The organism is Bradyrhizobium sp. CCBAU 45321 (genome assembly GCF_028128975.1).
Classification (GTDB): Bacteria; Pseudomonadota; Alphaproteobacteria; order Rhizobiales; family Xanthobacteraceae; genus Bradyrhizobium; species Bradyrhizobium yuanmingense.
On the sequence record NZ_LFKZ01000017.1, the window covers coordinates 568934 to 595479 of the forward strand.

The following is a 26546-nucleotide window of genomic DNA, read 5'->3' on the forward strand; positions in this document are numbered from 1 at the left end:
GGATGGAGGGAGATGGGATCAGTGTAGTGGGCGCGCGGCGGATTGCTAGCGGGGCGCGGGAATGGCGGGTCGCCTGTTCGTGCATTCCGGCAATGGCTTGATGGTCAGCTGCGCCACAGACTCCGTCGTCGTCTCGGGGCGCGCCTCGCGCGAGCCCGGGACGACAGCGGAGTTTGCCGCAGGGCAGTGCCGGCTACTCCGCCAGCGTGAATTGCAGCAGCAGGGTTCGCTGCAGCATCGAGAAATTGTCGTCGGAGATCAGGGTCAGCACGGTCTCGCCGTCGGCGGTGACGTGGGCGTCGATGCCTTCCATGTTGTCGATCTCGTGGCCGAGATCGGCGGCGAACAGCGTCAGGCCGTCGACGACGGCGCCCGGCGCGATTCCCTTCAGCGGGATCGCGCGGATGCGGATGTTGACGCCGGTGAACCAGGAGAATTTGCGTTCGAGGATGAGGAGATCGCCCGAGGGCAGCAGCACCGCGTCGCTGATGTCGAAATTCTCCGAGCGGCGCACGCTGAACTGGCCGGGCGTGGTGCCGCCGATCAGGAAAGCGAGGAGGTTGCCGTCGGCATCGAGCCCGCGCTCGGAAAAGGCGATCAGCGTGCCCGCGAGCGGCTGGGCCTGGCTCTTGCCCGGTCCCTGCGCTTTGGGCACGACGACCATCGCCTCCAGCCCCTTGTTGTAGGGCAGCTTGCGCAAGGCCGGCGGGACGGCGATCACTTCGCCGCGGGCGCCCGTGGCACCCTTGGCGAAATCATAGCGCAGGATCTGGTTGACGCGTTCGAGCCCGACATAGACGAGGTTGCCGTCGCGCGCGAGCGACTCGGTATCGTACCAGAGCCGCTTCTCGGTGATCGGCCGCCCGTCGGCGCCCAGCACCGGCGCGGCCTCGACATTGGTGAGCCCGACCATCTCGCGGCCGGAATAGCGGATCGTGCCGGTGAACCAGCCGCCCTGATCGGAGATGGCGAGAAAACGCTCGCCCTTGGCGTCGAGGAAGCGGAGGCCCGACAGGCCGCCGAAGCCGCGATAGGGCGAGGTCAGCACCAGGCCGCTGCGAAAATCCAGCGAGCCGAAGCGCGTGCGCGAGCGGTCGCGCGGCTCGAAATTGGCAATGCTGCGCGCGTTCACCTCGACGCTGACCGGCGCGGTGACGGCATGCTCGAGCTGGAGCGCGCGCGGCGGCGGCTCGGTCTTGGGCTGCAGCTGCGCCTGCGCCAAGCGCGGCAACGCGAGAGTGGAAAATCCCGCCGCCGCGAGGCTGACGAAGCTGCGGCGGGATGGATGCGTGCTCACGAATGCAATTTGCGTCGCGGGCGACCGGCCGCTTGCGTTGGCGCCGTGTTGGTCTCGCTGAAGAGCTCGGCAAGCTTTTCGGTGATCGCGCCGCCGAGTTCTTCCGCGTCCACGATCGTCACCGCGCGGCGATAATAGCGCGTCACGTCGTGGCCGATGCCGATCGCGATCAGCTCGACCGGCGAGCGGGTCTCGATCTCCTCGATGATGTGGCGCAGATGCCGCTCGAGGTAATTGCCCGGATTGACCGACAGCGTGGAATCGTCGACCGGCGCGCCGTCCGAGATCATCATCAGGATCTTGCGCTGCTCGGGCCGGCCGAGCAGGCGCTTGTGCGCCCAGTCCAGCGCCTCGCCGTCGATGTTCTCCTTCAAGAGGCCCTCGCGCATCATCAGGCCCAAGTTTTTCCGCGCACGACGCCACGGCGCGTCCGCGGACTTGTAGATGATGTGGCGGAGATCGTTGAGGCGGCCGGGATTGGCCGGCTTGCCGGCGGCAAGCCACGCCTCGCGCGATTGCCCGCCCTTCCAGGCCCGCGTGGTGAAGCCGAGAATCTCGACCTTGACGCCGCAACGCTCCAGCGTGCGCGCGAGGATGTCGGCACAGGTCGCGGCGACCGTGATCGGGCGGCCGCGCATCGAGCCGGAATTGTCGAGCAGCAGCGTCACCACGGTGTCGCGGAACGTCGCCTCCTTCTCGTGCATGAAGGATAGCGGGTGATAGGGATCGGTGACGACGCGCGACAGGCGCGCAGGGTCGAGGATGCCCTCTTCGAGGTCGAACTCCCAGGCGCGATTCTGCTGCGCCATCAGGCGGCGCTGCAGCCGGTTGGCGAGACGGGCGACGATGCCCTGCAGATGTGCGAGCTGCTTGTCGAGATAGGCGCGCAGCCGCTCCAGCTCGTCATGGTCGCAGAGATCCTCGGCGGCGATGACCTCGTCGAACTTGGGCGCGAACGCATGATATTCCGGCCCACGCGGCTCGTTCCTGCCGTGCTGGTTCGGGCGCGTCGCCTCGCCCGGCGTCTCGTCATCACCGAGCTCGCCGTCGTCGAAGGTGTCGGAGGTGGAGGCCTGCGCGCTTTCCATCGCGCTCTCGCTCATCTCCTCGCTGGTTGCCTGCGCCTGGTCGGCGCTCATCTCCTGCGCGGCGTCGGAATCGGGCGAGCCTTCGGCGCCGGACTGGTCGTTGTCGCCGTCCTGGCTCTCCTCGTTCTCGTCATTGTCCTCGCTATCGGCGTTGCGCTCGTCGCCGAGCTCGAGGGCCGACAGCAGGTCATGCACGGCATCGCCGAACTTGGTCTGATCCTCGAGCACGCCGTCGAGCCGGTCGAGCCGCTTGCCGATCTTGTCTTCGAGGATCGGCCGCCAGAGGTCGACCACCTTCTTGGCCGCCGTCGGCGGCGCCATGCCGGTGAGGCGCTCGCGCACCAGCATCGCCAGCGCGTCCGCCAGCGGCGCATCGGCGCGGTCGGTGATCTCGTCGAACTTGCCGCGGTGGAAATGGTCGTCGAGCATCGCGGTGAGGTTCTTGGCAACGCCCGCCATGCGGCGCGCGCCGATCGCCTCGACGCGGGCCTGCTCCACCGCCTCGAACACGCCGCGCGCCTGTGGATTGCCGGGCATCAGCTTGCGGTGAACCTTGGGATCGTGACAGGCGAGCTTGAGCGCGATGGAATCGGCATGGCCGCGCACGATCGCGGCGTCACGCTTCGTCATCTTGCGCGCGGGCTCGGGCAGCCGCGCCTTGCCGGGCGCAAGGCCCGGGCGCTCGGCTGCGAAGGAGACGTCGAGCTCGGGCGCCTTTGCGATCGCCTTCAGACAGGAGGCGACCGAGCGCTTGAACGGCTCGGTCGGCGCTTCCTTGTTGCTGCGGAATTTGGAGTTGGAGGTGGTCATCTGACCCTATCTGTCGTCCCGGCGAAGGCCGGGACCATAACCACCGGCCGCTCTTGTGTCAGGAAACTATCAGCGTCGCTTCAATCGAGACATCACGCGGTATGGGTCCCGGCCTTCGCCGGGACGACACACCGTGAGAGATCAGCTCAGCGCGACGTTGATTGCCGATTCCGGCAGCTCAGCATTGAAGCAGCGCTGGTAGAACTCGGCGACCAGGGGCCGTTCGAGCTCGTCGCATTTGTTGAGGAAGGTGACGCGGAAGGCGAAGCCGATATCGCCGAAGATGTCGGAGTTTTCCGCCCAGGTGATCACCGTGCGCGGGCTCATCACCGTCGACAGATCGCCGTTGGCGAAGGCATTACGGGTGAGGTCGGCGAGGCGCACCATCTTGTTGACGATGTCGCGGCCCTCCTGCGTGCGATAGTGCTTGGCCTTGGCCAGCACGATCTCGACTTCCTCGTCGTGGCTGAGATAGTTCAGCGTGGTGACGATCGACCAGCGGTCCATCTGGCCCTGGTTGATCTGCTGGGTGCCGTGATAGAGGCCCGAGGTGTCGCCGAGGCCGACGGTGTTGGCGGTGGCGAACAGCCGGAACGCCGGATGCGGCTTGATCACCTTGTTCTGGTCCAAGAGCGTCAGGCGGCCCGAAACCTCCAGCACGCGCTGGATCACGAACATCACGTCCGGGCGGCCGGCGTCGTATTCGTCGAACACCAGCGCGACGTTGTTCTGCAGCGCCCAGGGCAGGATGCCGTCGCGGAATTCGGTGACCTGCTTGCCGTCGCGGACCACGATCGAATCCTTGCCGACGAGGTCGATACGGCTGATGTGGCTGTCGAGGTTGACGCGCACGCAGGGCCAGTTCAGACGGGCGGCGACCTGCTCGATATGGGTGGATTTGCCGGTGCCGTGATAGCCGGTCACCATCACGCGGCGGTTCCTGGCAAAGCCCGCGAGAATGGCCAGCGTGGTGGCGCGGTCGAAGCGGTAATCGGAATCCACTTCGGGCACATGAGGATCGACTTCGGAATAGGCCGGGACTTCGAGATCACTGTCGATCCCGAACACCTGGCGCACCGACACCTTCATGTCGGGCAGGCCGGAAACTTCCTCAACTTTGGACAGGGCGGCGGTCGTCATCAATCCTCCGAGGTCCCGGGCGGTCCCGAAACCGGTTATTCGCACGTTGGCTGCGGCTGGGTGCTGAAAATCAACCTATCAGAGACAACGAGCCGGCAGAAGCCCGCCCACCAATCAAAGTTCCGTTGTCTTTTCATCTAGATAGACAAGGAGCGCAGTTTTTGGAGGGCTGCCTTGCGAATCACGCCGAAATTCGGGCGGGTCGCGCCCAATCCGTGCGAATGGTACTTTGGCCGTATGCAGTTACTTATGTAGGGTCCGAAGCCCCATGCTCCAGCCCTTCAAGAGACGACGTGACGTCCTTTCTCGATCCCCTCATCGCCTTCGTTTCCGCCCATGCGTGGCTGGCCTATCTGACCCTGTTCCTGGCGGCGCTGCTCGAGGCAGTTCCGGTGGTGGGATCGGTGATCCCCGGCTCGACCATCATCCTGGCGCTGAGCGCCCTAGTCCCCGGCGGCGAATTGCAGCTGCCATGGGTGCTCTTGGCGGCCGCAACTGGTGCCGTACTCGGCGACGGGTCGGCCTATTGGATCGGGCACAGGCGGCAGCGCGAGATCCTCAACACCTGGCCGCTGACCAATTATCCGCGCGTCGTCGCCGAGAGCGAGAATTTCTTCCACCGCTTCGGCACCTGGGCCGTGTTCTTCGCCCGCTTCGTGCCGCCGATCCGCGCCTTCGTGCCTGTGACGGCCGGCGCGCTGGGCATGGCGCCCGCGACATTCTATGCCGTGAACATCCCGGCGATCCTGGCCTGGGCGCCGGCTCATGTGCTGCCGGGCGTCTTGGCCGTGTCGGCCTTGCATGAATATGCCGGGCTGCATCATCATGCGCATGTCGGCAAGCACATCTGGATGCTGACCGTCGTCGGGGTTGCGGTCGTGCTGGGCGTGGGGATGTGGATCTATCGCCGGCGGAATGGCCGTGGCGCGACGGCCAAGCCGCAGGTTTAGGGCAGACGCCACATTACAAGCGCCGTCCCTGCGTTCGCAGGCACCGAGTTTGTGCGAGAGCATCGCACCCATGACATCGGTGTGATTGACCTGCTTCACCGCTAGCGGCACGTTGGTCCGCATCCTCGCGCCCGCCACCCCATGTTCACCATCGCCAGCCTCTGGATTCCCTTCACCATCATTGCCGCGCTCGGGCAGGTCGCGCGCAATGCGATGCAGCGGTCGTTGACGAAGCCGCTGGGGACCTGGGGCGCGACCAATATCCGCTTCCTGTTCGGCTTTCCGTTCTCGCTGCTGTTCCTGGGGCTGGTGCTGCTCGCGACCGGCGATCATCTCAGCGCGCCGCCGGCCGTGTTCTGGCCATGGCTGCTGTTGGGCGCGCTCAGCCAGATCGTCGCCACCGGCCTGATGCTGCTCGCGATGAACGACCGCTCCTTTGTCGTGACGACGGCCTACCTGAAGACCGAGGCGATCCAGACCGCGATCTTCGGCTTCGTCTTCCTCGGCGATCACCTGACCTGGCTGAAGGTGCTCGCGATCATGATCGCCACCATCGGCGTCGTCATCACCGCGCTCCGCCCCGGCGGCGACAAGAGCTTTGCCGAGCTGAAGCCGACCATCACCGGCCTCGTTGCCGCGGCGGCCTTCGCGCTGTCAGCGGTCGGCTTTCGCGGCGCCATCATCAATGTGCCCGGCGTGTCCTTCGTGACCGCGGCGTCAATCACGCTGGTGCTCGGCCTGTTCGTGCAGACGCTGATCCTGACGATCTACCTGCTCTGGCGCACGCCGGACGTGCTGCGAGGAATCCTCAGGTTATGGCGACCGTCGATGCTCGCGGGCTTCATCGGCGCCTTCGCCTCGCAATTCTGGTTCCTCGCCTTTGCGCTGACGGCGGCCGCCAACGTCCGCACGCTCGCCTTGATCGAGGTGCTGTTCGCGCAAGCCGTGGCGTATTACTCGTTCAAGCAGCCGATCGCGCCGCGCGAGCTTGCAGGCATCGCGCTGATCGTCGTCGGGGTCGCTGTGCTGGTGGGAGCTTAATTCCGGTCTTCCGGCAGGGTCGGCAGCGGTGAGACCTCGATGCCTTCGTCGATCAGCGACTTCGCCTCTTCGGGCGAAGCCTCGCCATAGATCGGACGATGCTCCTTGTCGCCGTAATGCATGGCGCGGGCTTCGTTGGCGAAGCGCTCGCCGACATTGTCGGCATTCTTAACGATGTGGTCGCGCAGCTCTTTCAGCTTGGCGCGCAGCTCGCGCTCCTGCGCCATCAGCAGCGAGGTCGGCCCTGACGGCGCAGCCTCGGGCGTGGTCGCGGCCACGGGCTCCGGCGGCGGCGTGGCGCGGCCGCGCCCCTTCTTGCCGACGATGCGCGGCGCCATGATCGCCTTGTCGACCTTGGCCGAGCCGCAGATCGGGCAGGTCACGAGCTTGCGCTTCACCTGCGAATCATAGGCCGACGAGCTCTGGAACCAACTTTCGAAGGCGTGATTGCGGTCGCAGTGGAGCGCGTAGCGGATCATGCCGAGCCCCGCACGAGGTGCAAATGGTCCGGCCCGGCCTTGGGATCGGAGACGCCGAAGCGGCGGCCGTGCTGGAGCGAGGGAATCGCCCGGCGCGCGGTCTCGACCTTGGCCGGGTCGATCTTGGCCATGATGATGCCCGGCTCGACATCGCCTTCGGCGAGGATCTCGCCCCAGGGATCGACGATCAGCGAATGCCCGTAGGTCTCGCGCTTGTTCTCGTGGGTGCCGGCCTGCGCCGCGGCGAAGACGAAGCAGCCGGTCTCGACCGCACGGGCTCGCAGCAGCACGTGCCAATGCGCTTCACCGGTCTTGCGGGTGAAGGCGGACGGCACGGTGATGAAATAGGCGCCGCTTTCTGCGAGCGCGCGGTACAGCGCGGGGAAGCGCACATCGTAGCAGATCGTCAAGCCGATGCGGCCCCAGGGCAGATCCGAGATCACGGCGGTCTCGCCCGGCTGGTAATTGGCGGATTCGCGATAGCTCTCGCCGTCCGGCAGCTCGATGTCGAACATGTGAATCTTGTCGTAGCTCGCGAGCACGTTGCCCTCGGGCCCGATCAGGAAGGAACGGTTGACCGCCTTCTCCGGCGAGAAGCGCAGCGCCAGCGAGCCGACATGGAGGTGAATCTTCAGCTCCGCCGCGAGCGCCCGGTACGCCTTCAGCGAGGCGTCATCCTCTTCGCTCTGGAGATGCTCGAACAGCGCCTTGCGGTTCAGCTGCATCATGTTGCTGACTTCCGGCGTCTGCACGTAATCGGCGCCATCGGCCGCAGCCTGCCGGATCAGCTTCGTGGCCTGCTCGAGGCTCGGCCCGGGCATCAGGCCGGTGCGCATCTGCACCATGGCGGCCGTGAACGTGCGGCTCTCGCTCATGATACCGCCTTCACGCTTTCGAGCATGCCATCGAGCTTGCCTTCGCGATCGAGTGCATAGAGGTCGTCACAGCCGCCAACATGGGTGCCGCCGATCCAGATCTGCGGAAAGGTCGAACCCTGGCCGGCGCGGCCGTACATTTCCTGGCGCCAGGACGGGTTCTTGGCGACGTCGAATTCGGTGAAGGTCGCCTTCTTGCGGGTCAGCAGTGACTTGGCGGCGGAACAATAGCCGCAGCCCGGCCGGGTGTAGATCTCGACAGCAGCAGTCATTCGTCTGGCGCTCTCATGTCATGAATTCATTGAATTATATGGGACGGGGCCCGCTCTCGACAACCCGGGCAAAGACCAGCACGTCGACCTGGGCCGCTTTGGCGCGCAGCAGGGCCCGCGCGCAGGTGTCGAGCGTCGCGCCAGACGTCAGGACATCGTCGATCAGGACAACGCGGCGGCCCTGGACCTCGGCCTGACGGTCGGGAGATACCTGAAATGCGCCCTGCACATTGGTGGCGCGCTGGGCCCGCGACAGGCCGATCTGCTGCTCGGTGGCGCGCACCCGCCGCAGCACGTCGCCCCGCACCTTGATCCCGCTCTGCCGCTCGATGACACGCGCGAGCGCGCCGGACTGGTTGTAACGGCGCCGCCAGGCCCGCCGCCAATGCAGGGGCACGGGCACCAGCATGTCGGCGCCGGTCAGCAACTCGCCGCCCGCGCGCGCCATCCAGCGGCCCATGGCCGGCGCCAGATCGGTACGGTCCTGATACTTCAGCGCATGCACCAGCGTACGCGCAACGTCGTCGTAGCGTACCGCCGCGCGGGCGCGCTGATAGGCCGGCGGGCTTGCGATCGCCTCCATCGACAGCATCTCGGGACCGGGGTCATAAACGAAGGGAATGCCGAGCCGCGGGCAATAGGGCCGTTCGATGAACGACAGCCGCGCCCAGCAGGAAGCGCAAACGCCCTCGCCATCGACCGGCTCGTGGCAGGATACGCACTGTGTCGGCAGCGCGATGTCGAGCGCCAGCCGCGCCGCCCGCGCCAGCACCTGGCGGCCGGCCGTCCACGCGCTCCGCAGCGGTGCGGCGATGGAACGGATGGGGGGAGCGTCGGCTTCCATGTGGGAAGGGTAACGCTGCACGCAGCGGATTGCCAGAACTGTGGAGATCGGCGTAACCAGCGGCATGGTCCGGACCGCTCAAATCCCGCCCGCCTTGTTTGATCGTGCCTTGCTGCAGAGGCGGCAGCAGCGCGCCCAGGCCCAAGGCGCGGTCACATTCCTGCTCGAGCGGGTCGCCGAGGACATGTCCGATCGGCTGGCCACAGTGATGCGAGAATTTCAAGCACCGGCCGATCTCTGGACGCCCGGCGGGGGGCTCGCGGCGCTACGCGCTCGGCTACCGTCCATCGAACGGATCGCGCTCGATGAGGCGGGTGCCGAGAAGTTGCCGCTCGCGCCGGAGAGCCTCGACCTCGTCGTCTCGGCGCTGGCGCTGCAATACGTCAACGACCTGCCCGGCGTGCTCGCGCAAATCCGCCGGGCGCTCAAGCCGGACGGGCTGCTGCTTGCTGCCATGATCGGCGGCGACAGCCTCACCGAGCTGCGCCAGGCGTTTGCCGCGGCGGAAGCCGAATGCGAGGGCGGTGTGTCACCGCGCGTGGCGCCGTTCGCTGACCTTCGGGACATCGGTGCGCTATTGCAGCGGGCGGGCTTTGCGTTGCCGGTGACCGACGTCGACCGTGTCGTGGTGCGCTATGCCAATGCGTTCGCCTTGATGCAGGATCTGCGCCGCATGGGAGCGGCAAATGTGCTGATCGAGCGGCGCCGCACACCGAGCCGGCGCGCGACGCTGCTGCGGATGGCCGAGATCTACGCCGAGCGTTTTGCCGATGCCGACGGCCGCATCCGTGCGACGTTCGACATCGTCTGGCTCTCCGGCTGGGCCCCGCATGCGAGCCAGCAGCAGCCGCTGAAGCCGGGGTCGGCGAAAGCGAGCCTGGCGGAGGCGGTGAAGAAGGCGGGGAAGGAGTGATCTCTCTCTTCCGTCATGGCCGGGCTTGTCCCGGGCATGACGCCAGAGAGCGGTACCCTTCGACCTCACATCAACAAATCGATCAGATGCGGAATCAGCGGGATGTCCGCGGGCGGCATCGGATAGTCGCGCAGCTTGTTGGCGCGGACCCAGGCGAGGTTCTGGCCCTCGCGTGCGGTGACCATCCCCTCCCAGCGCCGGCAGATATAGAGCGGCATCAAGAGATGGAAGGTCTCGTAACCGTAGCTGGCGAAGGTCAGCGGCGCGAGGCACGGCTCGGCGACGTTGATGCCGAGCTCCTCATGAAGCTCCCGGATCAGGCTCTGCTCCGGCCGCTCGCCCGGCTCGAGCTTGCCGCCGGGGAATTCCCACAGGCCGGCCAAGGCCTTTCCTTCCGGGCGCTGCGCGATCAGGACGCGTTTGTCGGCGTCGACGAGCGCGCAGGCCACCACCAGTGTCAGTTTGAGATCGGCCATGCGCGTCTGTCGCTCGCTGAGATCGTTTGCAACGGTTTGTTAACCTCGTTGCGGTCCACGTTTCCAAGGGCACCATAAGTCATATTTAATCCGCAGTTCCTAGAGTGGGAACTCTTTAAACCACTCCAGGCCTACCCATGCGCGCTGCGCTTTCGACTCTTCCCCGCCGGTTCGTCCACGACCGGGGCGGCAATATCGCGGTGATTTTCGCGCTCGCCTGCGTTCCCCTGATCAGTGCGGTCGGCTGCGCCATCGACTATTCGCGCGCGACGCTGATCCGGTCCAAGCTTCAGGCCGCGGCGGATGCCGCCAGTGTCGGCTCGATCGCCAAGGCCTCGCCCGCTTTCAAGGCCGCCGGCAACATGACTGCGGACGGCTCGATTTCGGTCGGCGTCACGGACGCCACGAACATCTTCAATGCCAATCGCGCCAGTCAGACCGGCTACACGCTGACCGGCCTCACGCCGACGGTTGTCAAGTCCGGCTCGACCGTCACCGCGACGGTTTCGTTCACCGCAACTTTGAACACCATGTTTCTCGGCGTGATCGGCAAGTCCGTGCTGACGTTGAGCGGCACGTCGAAGGCGACGGCCAGCATGCCGCTCTACATCGATTTCTATCTGCTGCTGGACAATTCGCCGTCAATGGGTGTCGGTGCGACCCCGGCCGACGTGAAGAAGATGGTCGACAACACGTCGGATAAGTGCGCCTTCGCCTGCCACGATCTGAAGGACAAGAACAACTATTACGATTTGGCCAAGAAGCTCGGCGTGACCACCCGGATCGACGTGCTTCGGAGCGCCACCGAGTCCTTGATGGATACGGCCAATGCCACTCAGACCTATTCAAACCAGTTCAGAATGGCGATCTATGATTTCGGCGGCTCTGCAAGCTCGCTCGGCCTGCGCAGTCTGTTTTCGTTGTCGGCCTCTCTCTCCAGCGCAAAGACGGCGGCCGGCAAGATCGACTTGATGTCGGTGAACGGCCAGAACGAGAATAACGATCAGGATACCCCCTTCACAGCGGTCCTTCCTGCGATCAACGGCCAGATCAGCGCCCCCGGAAGCGGCACGTCGGCCAGTCCGCTCAAATACTTGTTCTTCGTGTCCGACGGCGTGGCCGACGAGAGCAACACCGGATGCCTGAAACCGCTCTCGGGCACCACGCGGTGCCAGTCGCCACTCAACCCTGCGCTTTGCAAGACGATAAAGGATCGCGGCGTCAAGATCGCGGTGCTGTACACGACGTATCTCGCGCTGCCGACCAACTCCTGGTACATGAAATGGATCGATTCGTTCAATGCCGGTCCCTATGGCCCGTCGCCGAACAGCCAGATCGCACAGAACATGCAGAGCTGCGCCTCGCCGGGCCTGTATTTCGAGGTCAGCCCGACGCAAGGCATCGCGGATGCCATGAACGCGCTGTTCAAGAAGGCGGTCGCGGACGCGCGGATCTCCGGATAATGGCGCTCACCTCTCCCCGTAAGAGCGGGGAGAGGGAGAAGACCTACGACCTGTAGTCCCCGTTGATCGCCACATATTCCTTGGTGAGGTCGCAGGTCATGACGCGGTCGCGGCCTTTGCCGAGGCCGAGCGAGACCAGAATCGCGATCTCCGGCGCCTTCATCGCTTCCGACACCTGCGCTTCGTCATAATCAGGATCGCGCGCCCCGCGCTTGGCGACGCGGATGCCGTTGAACGAGATCGACAGCTTGTCGCGATCAGCCGGCTCGCCGGCCTTGCCGACGGCCATCACCACGCGGCCCCAATTGGCATCCTCGCCGGCGATCGCGGTCTTCACCAGCGGCGAGTTCGCGATCGACATCGCGATCTTGCGAGCCGAGGCCTTGGTCTTGGCGCCCTCGACGGTGATCTCGACCAGCTTGCGCGCGCCTTCGCCGTCGCGGGCGACCTGCTCGGCGAGATTGGCGAGCACCTGGTTGAACGCCTTGACGAAGGCCTTCAGGCGCGGGTCGCTGGCGCGGCTGATCTTCGGCGCGCCGTGCTCAGCGGCGGCGCCGGTGGCGAAGGCCAGCAGCGTATCCGATGTCGAGGTGTCGCCGTCGATGGTCACGGCGTTGAACGTGTCCTCGACGCCGCTCTTGAGCAGCGCCTGCAGCACGGCGGGCGCGATCGGCGCGTCAGTGAAGATGAAGGACAGCATGGTCGCCATGTCGGGCGCGATCATGCCGGCGCCCTTGGCCATGCCGTTGATGGTGACCTTGGCCTTGCCGAGCTTGACGGTCGCGGTCGCCACTTTCGGGAAGGTGTCGGTGGTCATGATCGCCTTGGCCGCGGCGAGGTAATCGCCGGGCTCCGCGGCTTCGGCGAGGCGGCCGAGCACGCCGTCGAACTTGGTGGCATCCAGCGGCTCGCCGATCACCCCGGTCGAGGCCAGGAAGATTTCGCTCTCGCTGCAGCCGACCGCCTTGGCCGCGATCTTGGCCGTCAGCGCGGTGGAGGCGCGGCCGGTCTTGCCGGTGAAGGCGTTGGCATTGCCGGAATTGACCACCAGCGCGCGCGCCTTGCCGCCCTTCAGCTTGGCGCGGCACCATTCCACCGGGGCCGAGGGACACTTCGACCTGGTGAAGACGCCGGCCACGGCAGTGCCCTTGTCCATCACCGCGAGCAGCACGTCGGTGCGGTTCTTGTAGCGGATGCCGGCTTCGGCCGTCGCCAGACGGATGCCCGCGATCACGGGCATATCAGGGACGGTTTTGGGGGCGAGCGGAGAGACGGAGGAGGACATCGCGGGCGCCTTGGTAGGGTCTGGACATGCAGATGGCCGGGGGAGCCCCGGCCATTGCGACGTTAGATATACTTGGCGTCCGCGAAGTGACAGCGAATTCTTACTTCTTCGCCGGCGGCGCCATCTTGCTGTCGGACGGCTTCGCATCGGACTTGGCGTCCTTCGACGCATCGGCCGCCGGCTGGTCCAGCCGCTCGACCTTGGCTTCGGTGCGCAGCTTGGCGACATACTCGGCCTGGGCCTTGCGGGTCACATACTGCTCGATCTGGGCTTTGACCTGCTCGAAATCGGGCGCCTTGCGGTTGCGCTTTTCCTCGACCTTGATGATGTGCCAGCCGAACTGCGACTTCACGGGGTCAGAGATCTTGCCCGGCTCCAGCGAGAAGGCCACGGCCGAGAATTCCGGCACCATCTGCTCCTTGGTGAAGAAGCCGAGGTCGCCGCCGTCGGCGGAGCCGGGGTCCTTGGACTTCTTCTTGGCGAGCTCGGCGAAATCGGCCCCCTTCGCGAGCTCGGCCTTGACCGCCTTGGCCTCGTCCTCGGTTTCGACCAGGATGTGGCGGGCGCGCACCTCCTGCTCGCCGGTGATCTGCTTGGCGGCCTCCTCATAGACCTTCTTCATGGCGTCCGGCGTGGTGGCGGCCTTGCCCTCGCTGGCGAGCAGGCTGTCCATCAGAAGCCGGTTGCGGGCGAAGGCCAGGCGCTTCTTGAATTCCTCGCCGTCGGCGATCTTCTTGTCTTCGGCAGCCTTGCTGACGATCTTCATGTCGATCAGGAACGACAGGACGTTCTCGTCCTTGGTGGCCGGATCCATCTGGGCAAGGCTCGGTCCGAGTTCCTCCTCGGCCATGGTGACGTCGCTCTTCTTGATTTCCGCGCCATTGACCTTCGCCAGCACCGGATCATCGGCGGCCCGGAGCGGGCCCGCAAACGCCAGGGCCAGCGCCAGAGCGAGGCTGCCAGCCAGGGCGGACGCGGAGCGGAAGCGCTGGGTTGCCGGGAACGAGGTGGTCATGGAAAATCCTTATGTTGAAGCAGGGGCTGCTCGAGCGGGGCGGACACTCGCCCAATCAAGGGGGCTTGGCAACGCGAAAAGTCTGTCAAAATGATGAATTAGCCGCACTGCGCCCGCCGTTGACAAGGCCCCGACCGGGCCATATCTCTGCGCGGTCGCGACCATGGCGATGGCGTTTATTTTGCTGCGTTTTTGGCCGTTGAACCCAGACTTGCCCAATTCCCACCCATATGGCGGATGTCCCCCGCAGTCCGGGCTCCGACGCCGCGAAGCGTCACGGTGAGTTGATAGGCGGGCGGGCGACAACTTCTTAGGCCCAACGCGGTTGAATCGCGAACACAGGAACCAGGCATGATCGGCGCGCTCGCCCGCAAGTTTTTCGGCTCCGCCAACGACCGGCGGGTGAAGGGATATCAGTCCCGCGTCAACGCGATCAATGCGCTGGAGCCTGAGCTCGCCAAGTTCTCCGATGAGGCGCTCAAGGCCCGCACCGCGGAATTCAAGCAGCAGCTCGCGAACGGCAAGACGCTGGACGATCTCCTCGTCCCGGCCTTCGCCACCGTGCGCGAGGCCGCCAAGCGCACGCTCGGCCAGCGCCATTTCGACGTCCAGCTGATCGGCGGCATGGTGCTGCACGAGGGCGACATCGCCGAGATGAAGACCGGCGAAGGCAAGACGCTGGTCGCGACGCTTGCGGTGTATCTGAACGCGCTCGCCGGCAAAGGCGTCCACGTCGTCACGGTCAACGACTACCTCGCCCGCCGCGACTCCAGCTGGATGGGCCAGATCTACAGCTTCCTCGGCATGACCACCGGCGTGATCGTGCACGGCCTCGACGATGCCGAGCGGAAGGCGGCCTACGCCTGCGACATCACCTACGGCACCAACAACGAGTACGGCTTCGACTATCTGCGCGACAACATGAAGTACCGGCTCGAGGACATGGTCCAGCGGCCGCACTTCTTCGCCATCGTCGACGAGGTCGACTCCATTCTGATCGACGAAGCGCGCACGCCGCTGATCATCTCCGGCCCGCTCGACGACCGCTCCGACTTCTACAACACCATCGATGGGTTCCTGCCCAAGCTCGACAAGACCGACTACGAGGTCGACGAGAAGCAGCGCACGGTGACGCTGACCGAAGGCGGCATGGAGAAGATCGAGACGCTGCTGCGCGATGCCGGCCAGCTCAAGGGCGAGTCGCTCTACGACGTCGAGAACGTCTCCGTCGTGCACCACATCAACCAGGCCCTGCGCGCTCACACGCTGTTCACGCGCGACAAGGACTACATCGTCCGCGACGGCGAAGTCGTCATCATCGACGAGTTCACCGGCCGCATGATGCCGGGCCGCCGCTATTCGGAAGGCCTGCATCAGGCGCTGGAAGCCAAGGAGCACGTCCAGGTCCAGCCCGAGAATCAGACGCTGGCCTCGATCACCTTCCAGAACTACTTCCGCATGTACGAGAAGCTGGCGGGCATGACCGGCACCGCCGCGACCGAAGCGGACGAATTGTTCGACATCTACAAGCTCGAGGTCGTGGAGATCCCGACCAATCTGTCGATCGCGCGCCTCGACGAGGACGACGAGGTCTATCGGACCCAGAAGGAAAAATATCAGGCCATCCTCGCCGAGATCGAGCGCGCCAATGCGCGCCTGCAGCCGGTGCTGGTCGGTACCGCCTCGATCGAGAAGTCGGAAGTGCTCGCCGAATTCCTCAAGAAGAACGGCTACAAGCAGATCGATTTCGGCAAGGAGGGCGCGCTCGACAAGCTCTATGCCGCCGCCCGCGCCGGCAAGCCGGCGAAACTGTTCGCGGTGCTGAACGCGCGCTTCCACGAGCAGGAAGCCTACATCGTCGCCGAAGCCGGCGTGCCGGGCGCGATCACGATCGCCACCAACATGGCCGGCCGCGGCACCGACATCAAGCTCGGCGGCTCGCTGGAGATGCGCATCCAGCAGGAGACTGCTGCTATCACCGACGAGGCCGAGAAGGCCAAGAAGATCGAGCAGATCAAGGCCGATATCGAGCACTTCCGCGACATCGTGCTTAAGGCCGAAGAGACCGTCGAAGTCGAGCCGGCGAAGGGTTCGAAGCCTGCCAAGACCGTGAAGAAGCCCGGCGGCCTCTACATCATCGGCTCCGAGCGCCACGAATCCCGCCGCATCGACAACCAGCTGCGCGGCCGTTCCGGTCGTCAGGGCGATCCCGGCCGCTCGAAGTTCTTCCTGTCGCTGGAAGACGACCTGATGCGCATCTTCGGGTCGGACCGTCTCGACAGCATGCTGCAGCGTCTCGGCCTGCAAGAGGGCGAGGCCATCATCCATCCCTGGATCAACAAGGCGCTGGAGAAGGCGCAGCAGAAGGTCGAGGCGCGCAACTTCGACATCCGCAAGAACCTGCTCAAGTTCGACAACGTCCAGAACGACCAGCGCAAGGTGATCTTCGACCAGCGCGTCGAGCTGATGAAGGACGAGAGCGTCGCCGAGACCGTCGCCGACATGCGCCACGCCTTCATCGACGACCTCGTCGCCAAGCACGTGCCCGAGCATGCCTATGCCGAGCAGTGGGACGTCGCCGGGCTCAAGGACGAATTGAAGCGCGTGCTCGATCTCGACCTGCCGGTCGACGAATGGGCCAAGGAAGAGGGCATCGCCGACGAGGAGCTGCTGACGCGCATCGAGACCAAGGCCGACGAGCACATGGCGGCCAAGGTCGCGCAATGGGGTCCCGACGTGATGCGTTACGTCGAGAAGACCATCCTCTTGCAGACGCTCGACCATCTCTGGCGCGAGCACCTGATCATGCTCGACCATCTGCGCCAGGTCATCGGTCTGCGCGGCTACGGCCAGCGCGATCCCCTGCAGGAGTACAAGACCGAAGCCTTCAATCTCTTCCAGGAGATGAGCGCTCACCTGCGCGAGGCCGTCACGGCGCAACTGATGCGCGTCGAGATCGTTCCGCCGGAGCAGGAAGCCCCGGTGCTGCCGCCGATGGAAGCGCACAAGTTCGATCCGAACACCGGCGAGGACGAGATGGCCCTCGCCAGCGTCACCCTGGGCGCCCAGGCCACGGATGCGTCGATGCGCGATCCGAAGAACCCGACCAGCTGGGGCAAGGTCGGCCGCAACGAGGACTGTCCGTGCGGCTCCGGCAAGAAGTACAAGCACTGCCACGGGCGGTATGCTTGATCGATGATCTCAAAACCCGGCGAACTCGCGGTGTTGTCTTTGCCCACGAGTTCGCCGGGCGTCGAATGCTTCCGATCCATATGATGCCTGCTGGTCTTCCGTTGCATCACGAATGGTAGGCGCACGCCATTGAGGATGGCTGGCGCACAATTGTCAGACGGTCCTTTATCCGTCACGCGCGGCTGAGCACGCTTCAGCCATCTGGCAACCCGCCTCAGCGCCTGTTCCTGTGATCACTCCGGAGTGCTGCTACTTCTGCAGATGGCCGGCGGCCACTCGCTCGCGCCGCTGCGTCGCTGAAGAACTCTTCGCCCGGAGAGCCAATGGTCAAAGCGCGGCATCGTGTCTCGGCGAACGCCCTCGGGTAGACGATCCAATTTTTTACCACTGCTCATTGTGATCTGGATCACCGCTACAGAGCTCAATCCGTGGTTTGATTGGATCACGAGACGCGGCCTGAAAATTGGAGCCAGACAATGCCCAAACGCGCGCTGCCAACCGCCTTTTGTGTCCTTGCCCTGAGTCTTTACGCCTGCGGTTCCGCCCCTGCGAGCCAAGTGGGCGGATGGTGGGGCGGAACATGGTCGTGCAACATCGACGGCCGCCCGGCGCGGATGAAATGGGCGGCCGTCGATGACAGTCAGACAACCTGCAACGGCAACACTTGCACCAGCACTTCGGGAGCACGCTGGTCAGGCCGCTTCTCAGATAATGGCTCGCGATGGGTGAAGTTGACAAATCCACGCACCGGAACCCAGGGCGGCGTGTACTTCTACCATGCCGACGGCAACAGATGGTATCTAGCCAAGCCGGTCAGCAACAAGGCCGTGGGCTGGACGACATGGAATGGCCAACGCTATCGCCTCTCGTGCTGGCGATGATGCGCGAGTGCTTTCCTCTGGCCATGCATTGAAACGGCAGATGTGTGTGTGCGCTTCGCAAGGCGCCACGCTCCACTTCACGAGGTCTAATTCGAGCTGTCGATCAAGCTCTCCAGCAGCCGCTTGAGCTCGCTCGTCGACTTGTCGCCGTAGCTCTCCAGGATGTGCTCCTCCTGGTCGACCGCGAGCGAGTTGAGCTTCTTGCACAGCACCTTGCCGCGGTCGGAGATGAACATCAGCACCTTGCGACGGTCGTTCGGGTCCTGCACGCGGTAGACCAGCGTGTCGGAGACCATGCGGTCGATCATCTTCGTGAGCGTCGGATGGTTGAGCAGCACGGCGTCCGCGAGCTCGCCCATCGAATGGCCGTTGCCGTCCGACAGCACTTTCAGGATGCGCCATTGCTCGACCGGCACGCCCTCCTTGCTCAACCTCAGTTCGAGCTGCCGGTTGATTTCCCGGTTGGCTTGCGCCAGCAGGTAAGCGAGGTGTTCGGTGATCGGGGAATTTTGTTTCGGCGGTTTTGCCACGGCTGAGACTTCGCCTTGACCCAAATGAGTGAATGTCTTGCAATCGATGCTGCATCTATATGCACTTCAATTCTTGAATATTCAATATTTTCAAAATAGGATCATTGCCCAACAAAAGGGCGGAAGCCGCGGCCGCCTGCTCAATGTGCTTTCAGGTCTGGTCTCAGACAGGAGTTGGCGTGCGCGCGACGGTGAACTTCCCGGCTCACGGCGGCTCGGCGTTGCCGCCGTCCCTGCTGTTCAGGAATTTGTCGTCATCGGCGGCGGATTTCGACCTGTCTCCGGTCGATGCGCATTTCATGAGGCGGCGCGGCGCGCGCAGCAAGCTGCGCATCGGGAATTTCCTCACCTTCACCGGCTCGCCAGGGATCTGGGGCCCGACCTCTACCAACAGCGCGATGCTGGCTGTTGCCGAGATCAACAAGCGCGGCGGCATTCTGGGCCGCGAGCTCGAACTGTCGATCTACGATTCCGGCGGACCGATCGAGGAGGTGGTCCGCCGCGCCGAGCAGGCGATCGCCTTCGACGAGGTCGACCTCATCATGGGCTCGCATATCAGCGCGGTCCGGGTCGCGCTGCGCAAGGTCACCGGCAACCGCATTCCCTACATCTATACGCCTGTCTATGAAGGCGGCGAGCGCACGCCGGGCGTGATGGCGATCGGCGAGACGCCGCGCTGGCAGAGCCGGCCGTCGATTCACTGGCTGGCGGAGGTCAAGAAGGCGGCGCGCTGGTACCTGATCGGCAGCGATTACGTCTGGCCCTGGCAGTCGCATCGCGCGGTCAAGCGCTACATCAAGGAAGCCGGCGGCCAGGTCGTCGGCGAGGAGTTCGTACCCGTAGGCGAGGACAATCACGAACCGCATCTGGCCCGCATCCGCGCCGCCCGGCCCGATGTGGTGCTGATCTCGCTGATCGGCACCGATAGCATCACTTTCAACCGCGCCTTCGCCGAAGCGGGCCTCGCCACGTCCACGCTGCGGCTTGCAGGTGCGATGGACGAGACCGTGCTGCTCGGCATCGGCGCCGACAACACCGAGAATCTGTTCTGCGCCTCCGGCTATTTCAACGGTCTGGTCTCGCGCGCCAATGACGAGTTCCTCAGTGCCTATTACTCCATGTTCGGTGCCAACGCGCCGCCGGTCGGTTCCGTCGGTCAGTCGAACTATGAGGGGCTGCGCTTCCTGGAATCCGTCGCCAACCGCGCCGGATCATTGGCCTTTCGTCCGCTGCTGAAGGCCGCGCGCAACACCGTCTACTCGGCGGGCCGCGGTCCCGTGACGCTTCGCGACGGCCGCGCCGAGATGCCGATGTACCTCGCTGAAACCGACGGCCTCGACTTCAAGATTATCAAGACGCTCTGAGACGGCTCCGATACGCCGCAACCGCCTTGCGAAATAATACTTGAAAAGGAAAATATTTCCGTCTCTAGTAACACCGTGAAGCCGGCTGGCCCGCGCCCGGAAAGGCGCGAGCGAGAGGCTTTCAACAGTGCCAGGGATCAAGAAGCCTTCAAGGAGAGCGCCGTGACAGTTGCCCTTCCCACGCCAGCCCAACTTCGCAGTATCGCCGAGCAATGCGGCCTTTCGCTCACCGATGACGACGTCGCCTCGTTCCGCAGTCTCATGCAGGGCTCGATCGAAGCCTACAATCTCGTTGCCGCGATGCCGGACGAATTGCCCGAAGTGAAATATCCGCGCACGCCGGGCTACCGGCCCTCGGCGGAGGAGAACCCGCGCAATGCCTGGTATCGCAAGTCGACCGTGAAGGGCGCCGCCAGCGGCAAGCTCAAGGGCAAGACCGTCGCGCTGAAGGACAACATCATGCTGGCCGGCGTGCCCATGACCAACGGCTCGTCGACGTTGGAAGGCTATGTGCCCGATTTCGACGCCACCATCGTCACGCGCATGCTGGATGCCGGCGCCGAGATCAAGGGCAAGGTGCATTGCGAGCATTTCTGCCTGTCCGGCGGCAGCCACACCGGCTCTTACGGGCCGGTGCATAATCCGCACAAGATGGGCTACTCGGCCGGCGGCTCGTCGTCGGGATCGGGCGTCGTGGTCGCGCTCGGCGAGGTCGACATGGCCATTGGCGGCGACCAGGGCGGCTCGATCCGCATGCCGTCGTCGTTCTGCGGCATCTACGGCATGAAGCCGACCTGGGGCCTCGTCCCCTACACCGGCATCATGCCGATCGAGATCTACGTCGACCACACCGGCCCGATGACGGCAACGGTTGAAGACAATGCGCTGCTGCTCGAGGTGCTCGCCGGGGACGACGGCTACGATCCCAGGATCAAGGCCCCGAAAGTGGAGGAATACACCAAGGCGCTCGGCCAGGGCGTCAAAGGCATGAAGATCGGCATTCTCAAGGAGGGCTTCGAGCAGCCGACCGCCGAGTCCGCGGTGAATGAAAGCGTGCGCGAGGCCGCCAAGCGCTTCAAGGATCTCGGCGCCAGCGTCGAGACCGTCTCGATCCCGATGCACCTCATGGGCGGGGCGATCTGGACGCCGATCGGCACCGAAGGCCTGACCCAGACCATGATGTTCGGCGACGGCTACGGCCTGTCCCGCGGCGATCTCTATTCGACTTCCCTGATGGATTTCCACCGCGGCTGGCGCAGGCAGGCCGACTCGCTGTCCGAGACCACCAAACTGTTCATGATGCTCGGCACCTACATCAACAACAATTTCGGCCCGCGCTTCTACGGGAAGGCGCTCAACATCTCGCGCCGGCTGACCGCGGCCTACGACAAGGCCTTCAAGGACTACGACCTGCTCCTGCTGCCGACGACGCCGATGAAGGCGACCAAGCTGCCGGAGCCCAATGCCAGCCGCGAGGACTACGTCGCTCGCGCGCTCGAGATGATCTCCAACACCGCGCCGTTCGACATCACGCACCATCCCGCGATGTCGCTGCCCTGCGGCATGGTCGACGGCCTGCCGGTCGGGCTGATGCTGGTCGGCCGCATGTTTGAGGAATCCACCATCTACCGCGCCGCCCATGCCTTCGAGCAGATCGGCGACTGGAAGAAGATGTGAGGAAACCTTCGCTTCAACTCGGCGGAAACGCAACGCATGGCTAACGCGTTCGTCGCGGCGTTCGAGATCCTGAGCTTCGGCGCGATCATCGTCCTGATCGTGCTGGGGCTCGGGATCATCGCCAGCATGATGGGCATCTTCAACTTCGCGCAGGGCGAGTTCGTCCTGCTCGGCGCCTACATCACCTATCTCGCTTATGCCAAGGGCCTGCCGATCTGGGCGGGCATGGTTGCAGCGCCCTTCGTGGTCGGTGCGCTCGGCTTCGTGCTGGAGGCGCTGATCATCCGGCGATTCTACGCCGCGCCGATCGTTGCCATGCTCGGCACCTATGCGCTCGGCCTGATCATCCGCGAGGCCGTTCGCGGGCTGATCGGCGGCTTCTACCTCACCGTGCCGGAGCCGATCGGCGGCTCGATCGACATCGGCGCCATGCATATCTCGGCCTGGCGCTTCACCATCATCGTCATCACGCTGCTGGTGATGGGCCTCTGCTATCTCTTGCTGTCGCGGACCAGCTTCGGCCTGCGCGTGCGGGCGACGCTGGAGAACCCGTCGCTGGCGCGTGCGTCGGGCATTTCGACGCCGCTGATCTACGGCGCGACGTTCGCCTTCGGTGCGGCGCTCGCGGGCCTTGCTGGCGCGCTGATCGTGCCGGTGTTCAGCCTGTTTGCCGATCTCGGCCTGCGCTTCCTGATCCAGGGTTTTGTCGCGGTCATGGTCGGCGGGGTCGGCTCCTTCATCGGCCCGGTCGCGGGCGCCGGCGTCATCGGCACGCTGAGCGCGGCGCTGCCCTGGGTAATGGCACCCGTCGTCGCCGACGTCCTCGTCTTCGTGCTGGCCATCGTCTTCATCAAATTCCGTCCGCAAGGTCTCATCGCTGGAAAAGGGGTTTAATCACATGCTCGATCGTACTCAGCTCACACGACGTCGCTTCCTGTCCAATTTCGCCTTTGCATCCGGCGCGGTCGCAACCGGCGTCGGCAGCTGGGTGATCCCGGCGCCCTGGGCCAATGCGGCCGAGGCGCCGATCAAGGTCGGCATCGCCACCGATCTCACCGGCCCGATCGCCTATGCCGGCAACGCCGATGCCAACGTTGCGAAAATGGTGATCAAGGAGATCAACGGAGCCGGCGGCCTGCTCGGCCGTCCGCTCGAGCTCTATATCGAGGACACCGCCTCGAACGAATCCGTCGCCGTCGGCAACGTCCGCAAGTTGATCCAGCGCGACAAGGTCGACATGGTGCTCGGCGGCATCACCTCATCGATGCGCAACGCGATCAAGGATCCGATCGTGGCGCGCGGCAAGACCCTCTACATCTATCCGCAGCTCTACGAGGGCAAGGAGTGCACGCCGTACCTGTTCTGCACCGGCCCGACGCCGGCGCAGCAATGCGACGAGTTCATCCCCTGGCTGATCAAGAACGGCGGCAAGAAGTTCGCGCTGCCGAGCGCCAACTATGTCTGGCCGCACACGCTGAACGTCTACGCCCGCAAGGTGATCGAATCCAATGGCGGCGAGGTCGTGTTCGAGGAATATTACCCGCTCGACCAGGTCGACTTCTCCGCGACCGTCAACCGCATCATCTCCAACAAGGTCGACGTCGTCTTCAACACCGTCATTCCGCCCGGCGTCGGCCCGTTCTTCAAGCAGCTCTATGAAGCCGGCTTCCTCAAGAACGGCGGGCGTCTGGCCTGCGTCTACTACGACGAGAACACGCTCAACATCAACCAGGCCGCAGAGATCGAAGGGCTCGCGAGCTGCCTCGACTATTTCAAGGTGCTGACCAAGGAGAACCCGTTCGACGCCAAGATCCAGGCGGCCTACGAGAAGGATTTCCCCGGCAACTTCCTGTTCGCCGCCGGCAGCGCTGCCACCGGCACCTATCGCGGCCTCAAGCTGTGGGAAGCCGCGGTCAAGGAAGCCGGCAAGATCGACCGCGAGTCCGTGGCCGCCGCGCTCGACCATGCCAAGATCGCCGAAGGTCCGGGCGGGCCCGCCGAGATGGTGCCGGGCAAGCGGCACTGCAAGATGAAGATGTACACCGCCGTCGCCAAGAACGGAAACTACGAGATCGTCGGGCGCAGCAACGGCCTCGTCGATCCCAAGGAATGCTGATTTTCACCTCTCCCGGAGGGAGAGGTCGGATCGCATCGCAAGATGCGATCCGGGTGAGGGGAACTGATCTCACTGCGTGTTGCGGCCCCTCACCCGGATTGCAGTGGACGATGCTTCGCATCGCCAGGCGCAATCCGACCTCTCCCCGTTGGGGAGAGGTGAACCCTGCCATGACTACGCAGCTGACTCTCACGATGTTGAACTCGGAATGCTGAAGCCGATGAGTGTGGTAAGAGAGGCCATCGTCGCCGATGTGGACGACGAAGTGGACGGTGCGATGGCTGAGGGCGCAGCGGCGAAACGGGCCAATGACCAGGTCAAGGCAGGACGAAAACTCCTGCCCATCATCGAGGGCCTCGTGCTCCTCGCGGCGCTACTCGCGCCGCTGGTGCTGCAGGACTATCTCACGGTGTTCGCGACGCGCGTGATCATCCTGGCGCTGTTCGCGCTGTCGTTCGACCTGGTCTGGGGCTATGCCGGCATCATGAGCTTCGGCCAGGCGCTGTTCTTCGGCTCGGCCGGCTACGGGGTCGCCCTGCTCGCGCGTGATCTGAACGTCACCAACATCTTCCTGGTGCTGCCCGCGGGAACGCTGATCGGCCTCACCTTCGCGCTGCTGCTCGGCGGTTTCCTGCTGCTGGGACGGCATCCCTCTAGCGTGATCTTCGTCTCGCTCGGCACGCTGACCGGCTCCTACGCCGCCGATCGCCTCGCGCGCGGCTGGTATTATCTCGGCGGCCAGAACGGCATCCCCTCGATCGCGCCGATGTCGCTCGGCAGCTATGATTTCACGGAAGGTCCTGCCTTCTATTATCTCGTGCTCGGCATCCTCGTCGTGGTCTACCTGCTCTGCCGCTTCCTGGTGCGCTCGCAATTCGGCCTTGCGCTAGCTGGCCTGCGCGAGAACGAGCAGCGCATCGCCTTCTTCGGCTACAAGGCGCAGCATCTCAAGGCCATCATCTTCACCATCGGCGGCGCCGTCGCAGGCCTCGCCGGCAGCCTCTATGCCTTCCACGAAGGCTTCGTCTGGCCCAACATGGTCGGCGTCGTGGTTTCGACCCAGGTCGTGCTCTATGTCTTGTTCGGCGGCTCCGGCACGCTGATCGGCGCCGTCATCGGCGCTGTCATCGTCGAGGGCGTCAGCTTCTGGCTCTCGGACAATTACCGCGAGATCTGGCCGATCATCCTCGGCCTGCTGCTCCTGCTCGTGATCCTGTTCCGGCCGCTCGGCCTGATCAGTTTTGTGCTCGGCGAGCGCGAACGCGTCGGCAGCTTCGGCGCCAGGCAAAAGGAGACGCGCAATGCTCCTTGAAGCGGCCGGCATCAAGAAGGTCTTCGGCAAGCTCACCGCGCTCGACGGCGCAGCCCTCACCGTCGGCGATAACGAGTTTCACGGCCTGATCGGCCCGAACGGCTCGGGCAAGAGCACGCTGATGAAGTGCATCGCCGGCGCCGAGGTGCCGACGCAAGGCAAGGTCTCCTTCGTCAACACCGACATCACCGCGTTCACGCCGACCGAGCGTGCGCGCGCCGGCATGAGCCTGAAATTCCAGATCACATCCGTGCTGCCGTCGCTGACGCTCTACGACAACATCCTGCTCGCGCTGCAGGCGCAGTCCTCGCTGTTCGACCTCGTGTTCTCGCGCACGCGTAGGTTCTTGCACGACCAGGTCATGACCATGCTGACGCAGTTCCGCCTCGCCGACCGCGCCTTCGATGCGGCCGCCGCGCTGTCGCACGGCCAGCAGCAATGGCTGGAGATCGCGATGGCACTCGCCGGCAAGCCGAAGCTCCTATTGCTCGACGAGCCCACCGGCGGCATGAGCCTGGAAGAGCGCCGCGTCACCGGCGAGCTGCTGCAGCCGATCAAAAAACATTGCTCGCTGGTCATCGTCGAGCACGACCTCGATTTCATCCGTGACATCTGCGATCGCCTCACCGTGCTCGACCAGGGCAAGGTGCTGGCGTCTGGCACGGTGTCGGAGATCCAGGCCAACACATCCGTCCAGGAGATTTATCTGCGCCGTGCCTGAATTTTTGGACATCAAGCATCTCGACGCCGGCTATGGCCGCAGCCAGGTCCTGTTCGACGTCAGCCTCGGCATTCCCTGGCGCGGCGGCGTCGCCGTGCTCGGCCGCAACGGCGCTGGCAAGACCACGCTGATGAAGACCATCGTCGGCGAGCTGCCGGCGTGGAAGGGCGAGGTCGCCTTCGACGGCCGCGACATCAGCCGCCGCGCCACCCAGGAGCGCGTCCGCGCCGGCATCGGCTACGTGCCGCAGGAGCATTCGGTGTTCGCGCGCCTGTCGGTGCGCGACAATCTCGCCGTCGGCTCGCTGGCTAAGAAGGATTGCTCCGCAATTGACCGCGTGCTGACCATCTTCCCAAAGCTCGGCCAGCGCCTCGACCAGCCCGCCGGCACGCTCTCCGGCGGCGAGCGCAAGATGCTCGCGATCGGCCGCGCCATGCTCGGAGATCCCAAGCTGCTGCTGCTGGACGAGCCGACCGAAGGCGTCTGGATCGGCGTCATCGAGGAGATCACCGAGCGCCTGATCGACCTCGCAAAGAGCATCGCCGTCATCATCGTCGAGCAGCACCTCGATTTGGCGTTGCGCGTCGCCGACTACGCCTACGTGCTCGACCGCGGCCGCGTCGCGCTGCAGGGGCAGGCCAGCGAGGTGCGGGGCAATCCGGAGCTGATGCGATATCTGGCGCCGTAGGGATGGGCGTGAAGCGTGGCGCTCGCACGCCGATCTCAGCTGTCGCGCGTCGAATCCTCGATTCAACTGTCAAACAACCGAACGTGACATCGCGATCCCGCAGCGCTCCAGCGTCCG

General features: G+C 64.7%; 24 protein-coding genes. 13 read left to right on the forward strand and 11 right to left on the reverse strand.

The annotated features are described in order from the left end of the window. Positions 1 to 193: 193 nt before the first annotated feature. From ACM43_RS08695 to cobS, 3 genes are all read right to left on the reverse strand, one after another. Positions 194 to 1297 carry an esterase-like activity of phytase family protein gene (locus ACM43_RS08695; RefSeq protein WP_271539712.1) on the reverse strand — a complete coding sequence of 368 codons (1104 nt, stop codon included), beginning with the start codon at positions 1295 to 1297 and terminating at the stop codon, positions 194 to 196. Continuing rightward, positions 1294 to 3195: a cobaltochelatase subunit CobT gene (cobT, locus tag ACM43_RS08700; protein WP_271539713.1), complete on the reverse strand. Its 1902-nt coding sequence runs from the start codon at positions 3193 to 3195 to the stop codon at positions 1294 to 1296. The genes ACM43_RS08695 and cobT overlap by 4 nt, the downstream gene beginning before the upstream one ends. A 141-nt stretch (positions 3196 to 3336) precedes the next feature. Beyond that, a complete protein-coding gene (gene cobS / locus ACM43_RS08705; protein WP_036014642.1) occupies positions 3337 to 4335 on the reverse strand; it encodes a cobaltochelatase subunit CobS in 999 nt (332 codons plus the stop codon). 293 nt (positions 4336 to 4628) lie between these two features. Here cobS and ACM43_RS08710 point away from each other — a divergent pair, with 293 nt between their 5' ends. Together ACM43_RS08710 and ACM43_RS08715 are read left to right on the forward strand one after the other, a co-directional pair. Further along, a complete protein-coding gene (locus ACM43_RS08710; RefSeq protein ID WP_271539714.1) occupies positions 4629 to 5285 on the forward strand; it encodes a DedA family protein in 657 nt (218 codons plus the stop codon). Positions 5286 to 5426: 141 nt separating this feature from the next. Further along, the gene (locus ACM43_RS08715; RefSeq protein ID WP_157285765.1) at positions 5427 to 6326 is read left to right on the forward strand and encodes an EamA family transporter; all 900 of its coding nucleotides are present in this window, start codon (positions 5427 to 5429) and stop codon (positions 6324 to 6326) included. Here the strand turns inward: ACM43_RS08715 and ACM43_RS08720 are convergent. The 4 genes from ACM43_RS08720 to ACM43_RS08735 are packed head-to-tail and all read right to left on the reverse strand — an operon-like array spanning position 6323 to position 8796. After that, positions 6323 to 6805, reverse strand: coding sequence for a DUF1178 family protein (locus ACM43_RS08720; RefSeq protein WP_036014648.1), 483 nt, complete (start codon positions 6803 to 6805; stop codon positions 6323 to 6325). The two genes, ACM43_RS08715 and ACM43_RS08720, sit on opposite strands and share 4 nt — an antisense overlap. Further along, positions 6802 to 7680 carry a carbon-nitrogen hydrolase family protein gene (locus ACM43_RS08725; RefSeq protein ID WP_271539715.1) on the reverse strand — a complete coding sequence of 293 codons (879 nt, stop codon included), beginning with the start codon at positions 7678 to 7680 and terminating at the stop codon, positions 6802 to 6804. The genes ACM43_RS08720 and ACM43_RS08725 overlap by 4 nt, the downstream gene beginning before the upstream one ends. After that, complete coding sequence (grxC, locus tag ACM43_RS08730; RefSeq protein ID WP_036026245.1) at positions 7677 to 7952, reverse strand: glutaredoxin 3; 276 nt, start codon at positions 7950 to 7952, stop codon at positions 7677 to 7679. Before grxC ends, ACM43_RS08725 begins: the two co-directional genes overlap by 4 nt. A 34-nt stretch (positions 7953 to 7986) precedes the next feature. After that, positions 7987 to 8796 (reverse strand): ComF family protein, encoded by an 810-nt coding sequence (locus tag ACM43_RS08735; protein ID WP_157285833.1) that lies wholly within the window; start codon positions 8794 to 8796, stop codon positions 7987 to 7989. Between the two features lie 64 nt (positions 8797 to 8860). On the opposite strand from ACM43_RS08735, the gene ACM43_RS08740 reads away from it, so the two are divergent. Beyond that, positions 8861 to 9709: a methyltransferase domain-containing protein gene (locus ACM43_RS08740; protein ID WP_157285763.1), complete on the forward strand. Its 849-nt coding sequence runs from the start codon at positions 8861 to 8863 to the stop codon at positions 9707 to 9709. A gap of 65 nt (positions 9710 to 9774) precedes the next feature. Here ACM43_RS08740 and ACM43_RS08745 read toward each other — a convergent pair whose 3' ends face one another. Continuing rightward, a complete protein-coding gene (locus ACM43_RS08745; RefSeq protein WP_157285762.1) occupies positions 9775 to 10185 on the reverse strand; it encodes a (deoxy)nucleoside triphosphate pyrophosphohydrolase in 411 nt (136 codons plus the stop codon). 137 nt (positions 10186 to 10322) lie between these two features. Between ACM43_RS08745 and ACM43_RS08750 the strand changes: the two genes are divergently transcribed. Beyond that, positions 10323 to 11648 (forward strand): TadE/TadG family type IV pilus assembly protein, encoded by a 1326-nt coding sequence (locus ACM43_RS08750; RefSeq protein WP_271539716.1) that lies wholly within the window; start codon positions 10323 to 10325, stop codon positions 11646 to 11648. A gap of 43 nt (positions 11649 to 11691) precedes the next feature. Here the strand turns inward: ACM43_RS08750 and argJ are convergent, their stop codons facing one another. Next, positions 11692 to 12933, reverse strand: coding sequence for a bifunctional glutamate N-acetyltransferase/amino-acid acetyltransferase ArgJ (gene argJ / locus ACM43_RS08755; RefSeq protein ID WP_271539717.1), 1242 nt, complete (start codon positions 12931 to 12933; stop codon positions 11692 to 11694). A 100-nt stretch (positions 12934 to 13033) separates the two neighbouring features. Continuing rightward, positions 13034 to 13948, reverse strand: a complete 915-nt coding sequence (locus ACM43_RS08760) for a peptidylprolyl isomerase (protein ID WP_271539718.1) — start codon at positions 13946 to 13948, stop codon at positions 13034 to 13036. A 351-nt stretch (positions 13949 to 14299) separates the two neighbouring features. Between ACM43_RS08760 and secA the strand changes: the two genes are divergently transcribed. Together secA and ACM43_RS38750 are read left to right on the forward strand one after the other, a co-directional pair. Beyond that, positions 14300 to 17140, forward strand: a complete 2841-nt coding sequence (secA, locus tag ACM43_RS08765) for a preprotein translocase subunit SecA (RefSeq protein WP_271539719.1) — start codon at positions 14300 to 14302, stop codon at positions 17138 to 17140. A gap of 476 nt (positions 17141 to 17616) precedes the next feature. Then, positions 17617 to 18021 (forward strand): DUF6006 family protein, encoded by a 405-nt coding sequence (locus ACM43_RS38750; protein ID WP_157285757.1) that lies wholly within the window; start codon positions 17617 to 17619, stop codon positions 18019 to 18021. 86 nt (positions 18022 to 18107) lie between these two features. Here ACM43_RS38750 and ACM43_RS08770 read toward each other — a convergent pair whose 3' ends face one another. Continuing rightward, on the reverse strand, positions 18108 to 18551 hold the full coding sequence (locus ACM43_RS08770) for a MarR family winged helix-turn-helix transcriptional regulator (protein ID WP_128265510.1): 444 nt from the start codon (positions 18549 to 18551) through the stop codon (positions 18108 to 18110). A gap of 179 nt (positions 18552 to 18730) precedes the next feature. Between ACM43_RS08770 and ACM43_RS08775 the strand changes: the two genes are divergently transcribed. The 7 genes from ACM43_RS08775 (at position 18731) to ACM43_RS08805 (ending at position 26429) form a co-directional block, all read left to right on the forward strand. Next, complete coding sequence (locus tag ACM43_RS08775; RefSeq protein WP_271539720.1) at positions 18731 to 19915, forward strand: substrate-binding domain-containing protein; 1185 nt, start codon at positions 18731 to 18733, stop codon at positions 19913 to 19915. A gap of 162 nt (positions 19916 to 20077) precedes the next feature. Continuing rightward, positions 20078 to 21592, forward strand: a complete 1515-nt coding sequence (locus tag ACM43_RS08780; protein WP_271539721.1) for an amidase — start codon at positions 20078 to 20080, stop codon at positions 21590 to 21592. Positions 21593 to 21628: 36 nt separating this feature from the next. Beyond that, complete coding sequence (locus tag ACM43_RS08785; protein WP_025032673.1) at positions 21629 to 22486, forward strand: branched-chain amino acid ABC transporter permease; 858 nt, start codon at positions 21629 to 21631, stop codon at positions 22484 to 22486. Between the two features lie 4 nt (positions 22487 to 22490). Beyond that, positions 22491 to 23708, forward strand: coding sequence for a substrate-binding protein (locus tag ACM43_RS08790; RefSeq protein WP_271539722.1), 1218 nt, complete (start codon positions 22491 to 22493; stop codon positions 23706 to 23708). 208 nt (positions 23709 to 23916) lie between these two features. Then, positions 23917 to 25020: a branched-chain amino acid ABC transporter permease gene (locus ACM43_RS08795; RefSeq protein ID WP_271539723.1), complete on the forward strand. Its 1104-nt coding sequence runs from the start codon at positions 23917 to 23919 to the stop codon at positions 25018 to 25020. Then, the gene (locus tag ACM43_RS08800) at positions 25010 to 25741 is read left to right on the forward strand and encodes an ABC transporter ATP-binding protein (protein ID WP_271539724.1); all 732 of its coding nucleotides are present in this window, start codon (positions 25010 to 25012) and stop codon (positions 25739 to 25741) included. Before ACM43_RS08795 ends, ACM43_RS08800 begins: the two co-directional genes overlap by 11 nt. Further along, positions 25734 to 26429 (forward strand): branched-chain amino acid ABC transporter ATP-binding protein, encoded by a 696-nt coding sequence (locus ACM43_RS08805; protein ID WP_271539725.1) that lies wholly within the window; start codon positions 25734 to 25736, stop codon positions 26427 to 26429. The genes ACM43_RS08800 and ACM43_RS08805 overlap by 8 nt, the downstream gene beginning before the upstream one ends. Positions 26430 to 26546: the final 117 nt, after the last annotated feature.

Coding starts and splice junctions, on each gene's coding strand:
- cobT (WP_271539713.1), bottom strand. CDS start 3,195: ATGACCACCTCCAACTCCAAATTCCGCAGCAACAAGGAAGCGCCGACC.
- ACM43_RS08720 (WP_036014648.1), bottom strand. CDS start 6,805: ATGATCCGCTACGCGCTCCACTGCGACCGCAATCACGCCTTCGAAAGT.
- ACM43_RS08760 (WP_271539718.1), bottom strand. CDS start 13,948: ATGACCACCTCGTTCCCGGCAACCCAGCGCTTCCGCTCCGCGTCCGCC.
- ACM43_RS08725 (WP_271539715.1), bottom strand. CDS start 7,680: ATGAGCGAGAGCCGCACGTTCACGGCCGCCATGGTGCAGATGCGCACC.
- cobS (WP_036014642.1), bottom strand. CDS start 4,335: ATGACGACCGCCGCCCTGTCCAAAGTTGAGGAAGTTTCCGGCCTGCCC.
- ACM43_RS08745 (WP_157285762.1), bottom strand. CDS start 10,185: ATGGCCGATCTCAAACTGACACTGGTGGTGGCCTGCGCGCTCGTCGAC.
- ACM43_RS08800 (WP_271539724.1), top strand. CDS start 25,010: ATGCTCCTTGAAGCGGCCGGCATCAAGAAGGTCTTCGGCAAGCTCACC.
- ACM43_RS08735 (WP_157285833.1), bottom strand. CDS start 8,796: ATGGAAGCCGACGCTCCCCCCATCCGTTCCATCGCCGCACCGCTGCGG.
- argJ (WP_271539717.1), bottom strand. CDS start 12,933: ATGTCCTCCTCCGTCTCTCCGCTCGCCCCCAAAACCGTCCCTGATATG.
- ACM43_RS08790 (WP_271539722.1), top strand. CDS start 22,491: ATGCTCGATCGTACTCAGCTCACACGACGTCGCTTCCTGTCCAATTTC.
- ACM43_RS08740 (WP_157285763.1), top strand. CDS start 8,861: ATGGTCCGGACCGCTCAAATCCCGCCCGCCTTGTTTGATCGTGCCTTG.
- grxC (WP_036026245.1), bottom strand. CDS start 7,952: ATGACTGCTGCTGTCGAGATCTACACCCGGCCGGGCTGCGGCTATTGT.
- ACM43_RS38750 (WP_157285757.1), top strand. CDS start 17,617: ATGCCCAAACGCGCGCTGCCAACCGCCTTTTGTGTCCTTGCCCTGAGT.
- ACM43_RS08715 (WP_157285765.1), top strand. CDS start 5,427: ATGTTCACCATCGCCAGCCTCTGGATTCCCTTCACCATCATTGCCGCG.
- secA (WP_271539719.1), top strand. CDS start 14,300: ATGATCGGCGCGCTCGCCCGCAAGTTTTTCGGCTCCGCCAACGACCGG.
- ACM43_RS08795 (WP_271539723.1), top strand. CDS start 23,917: ATGCTGAAGCCGATGAGTGTGGTAAGAGAGGCCATCGTCGCCGATGTG.
- ACM43_RS08750 (WP_271539716.1), top strand. CDS start 10,323: ATGCGCGCTGCGCTTTCGACTCTTCCCCGCCGGTTCGTCCACGACCGG.
- ACM43_RS08785 (WP_025032673.1), top strand. CDS start 21,629: ATGGCTAACGCGTTCGTCGCGGCGTTCGAGATCCTGAGCTTCGGCGCG.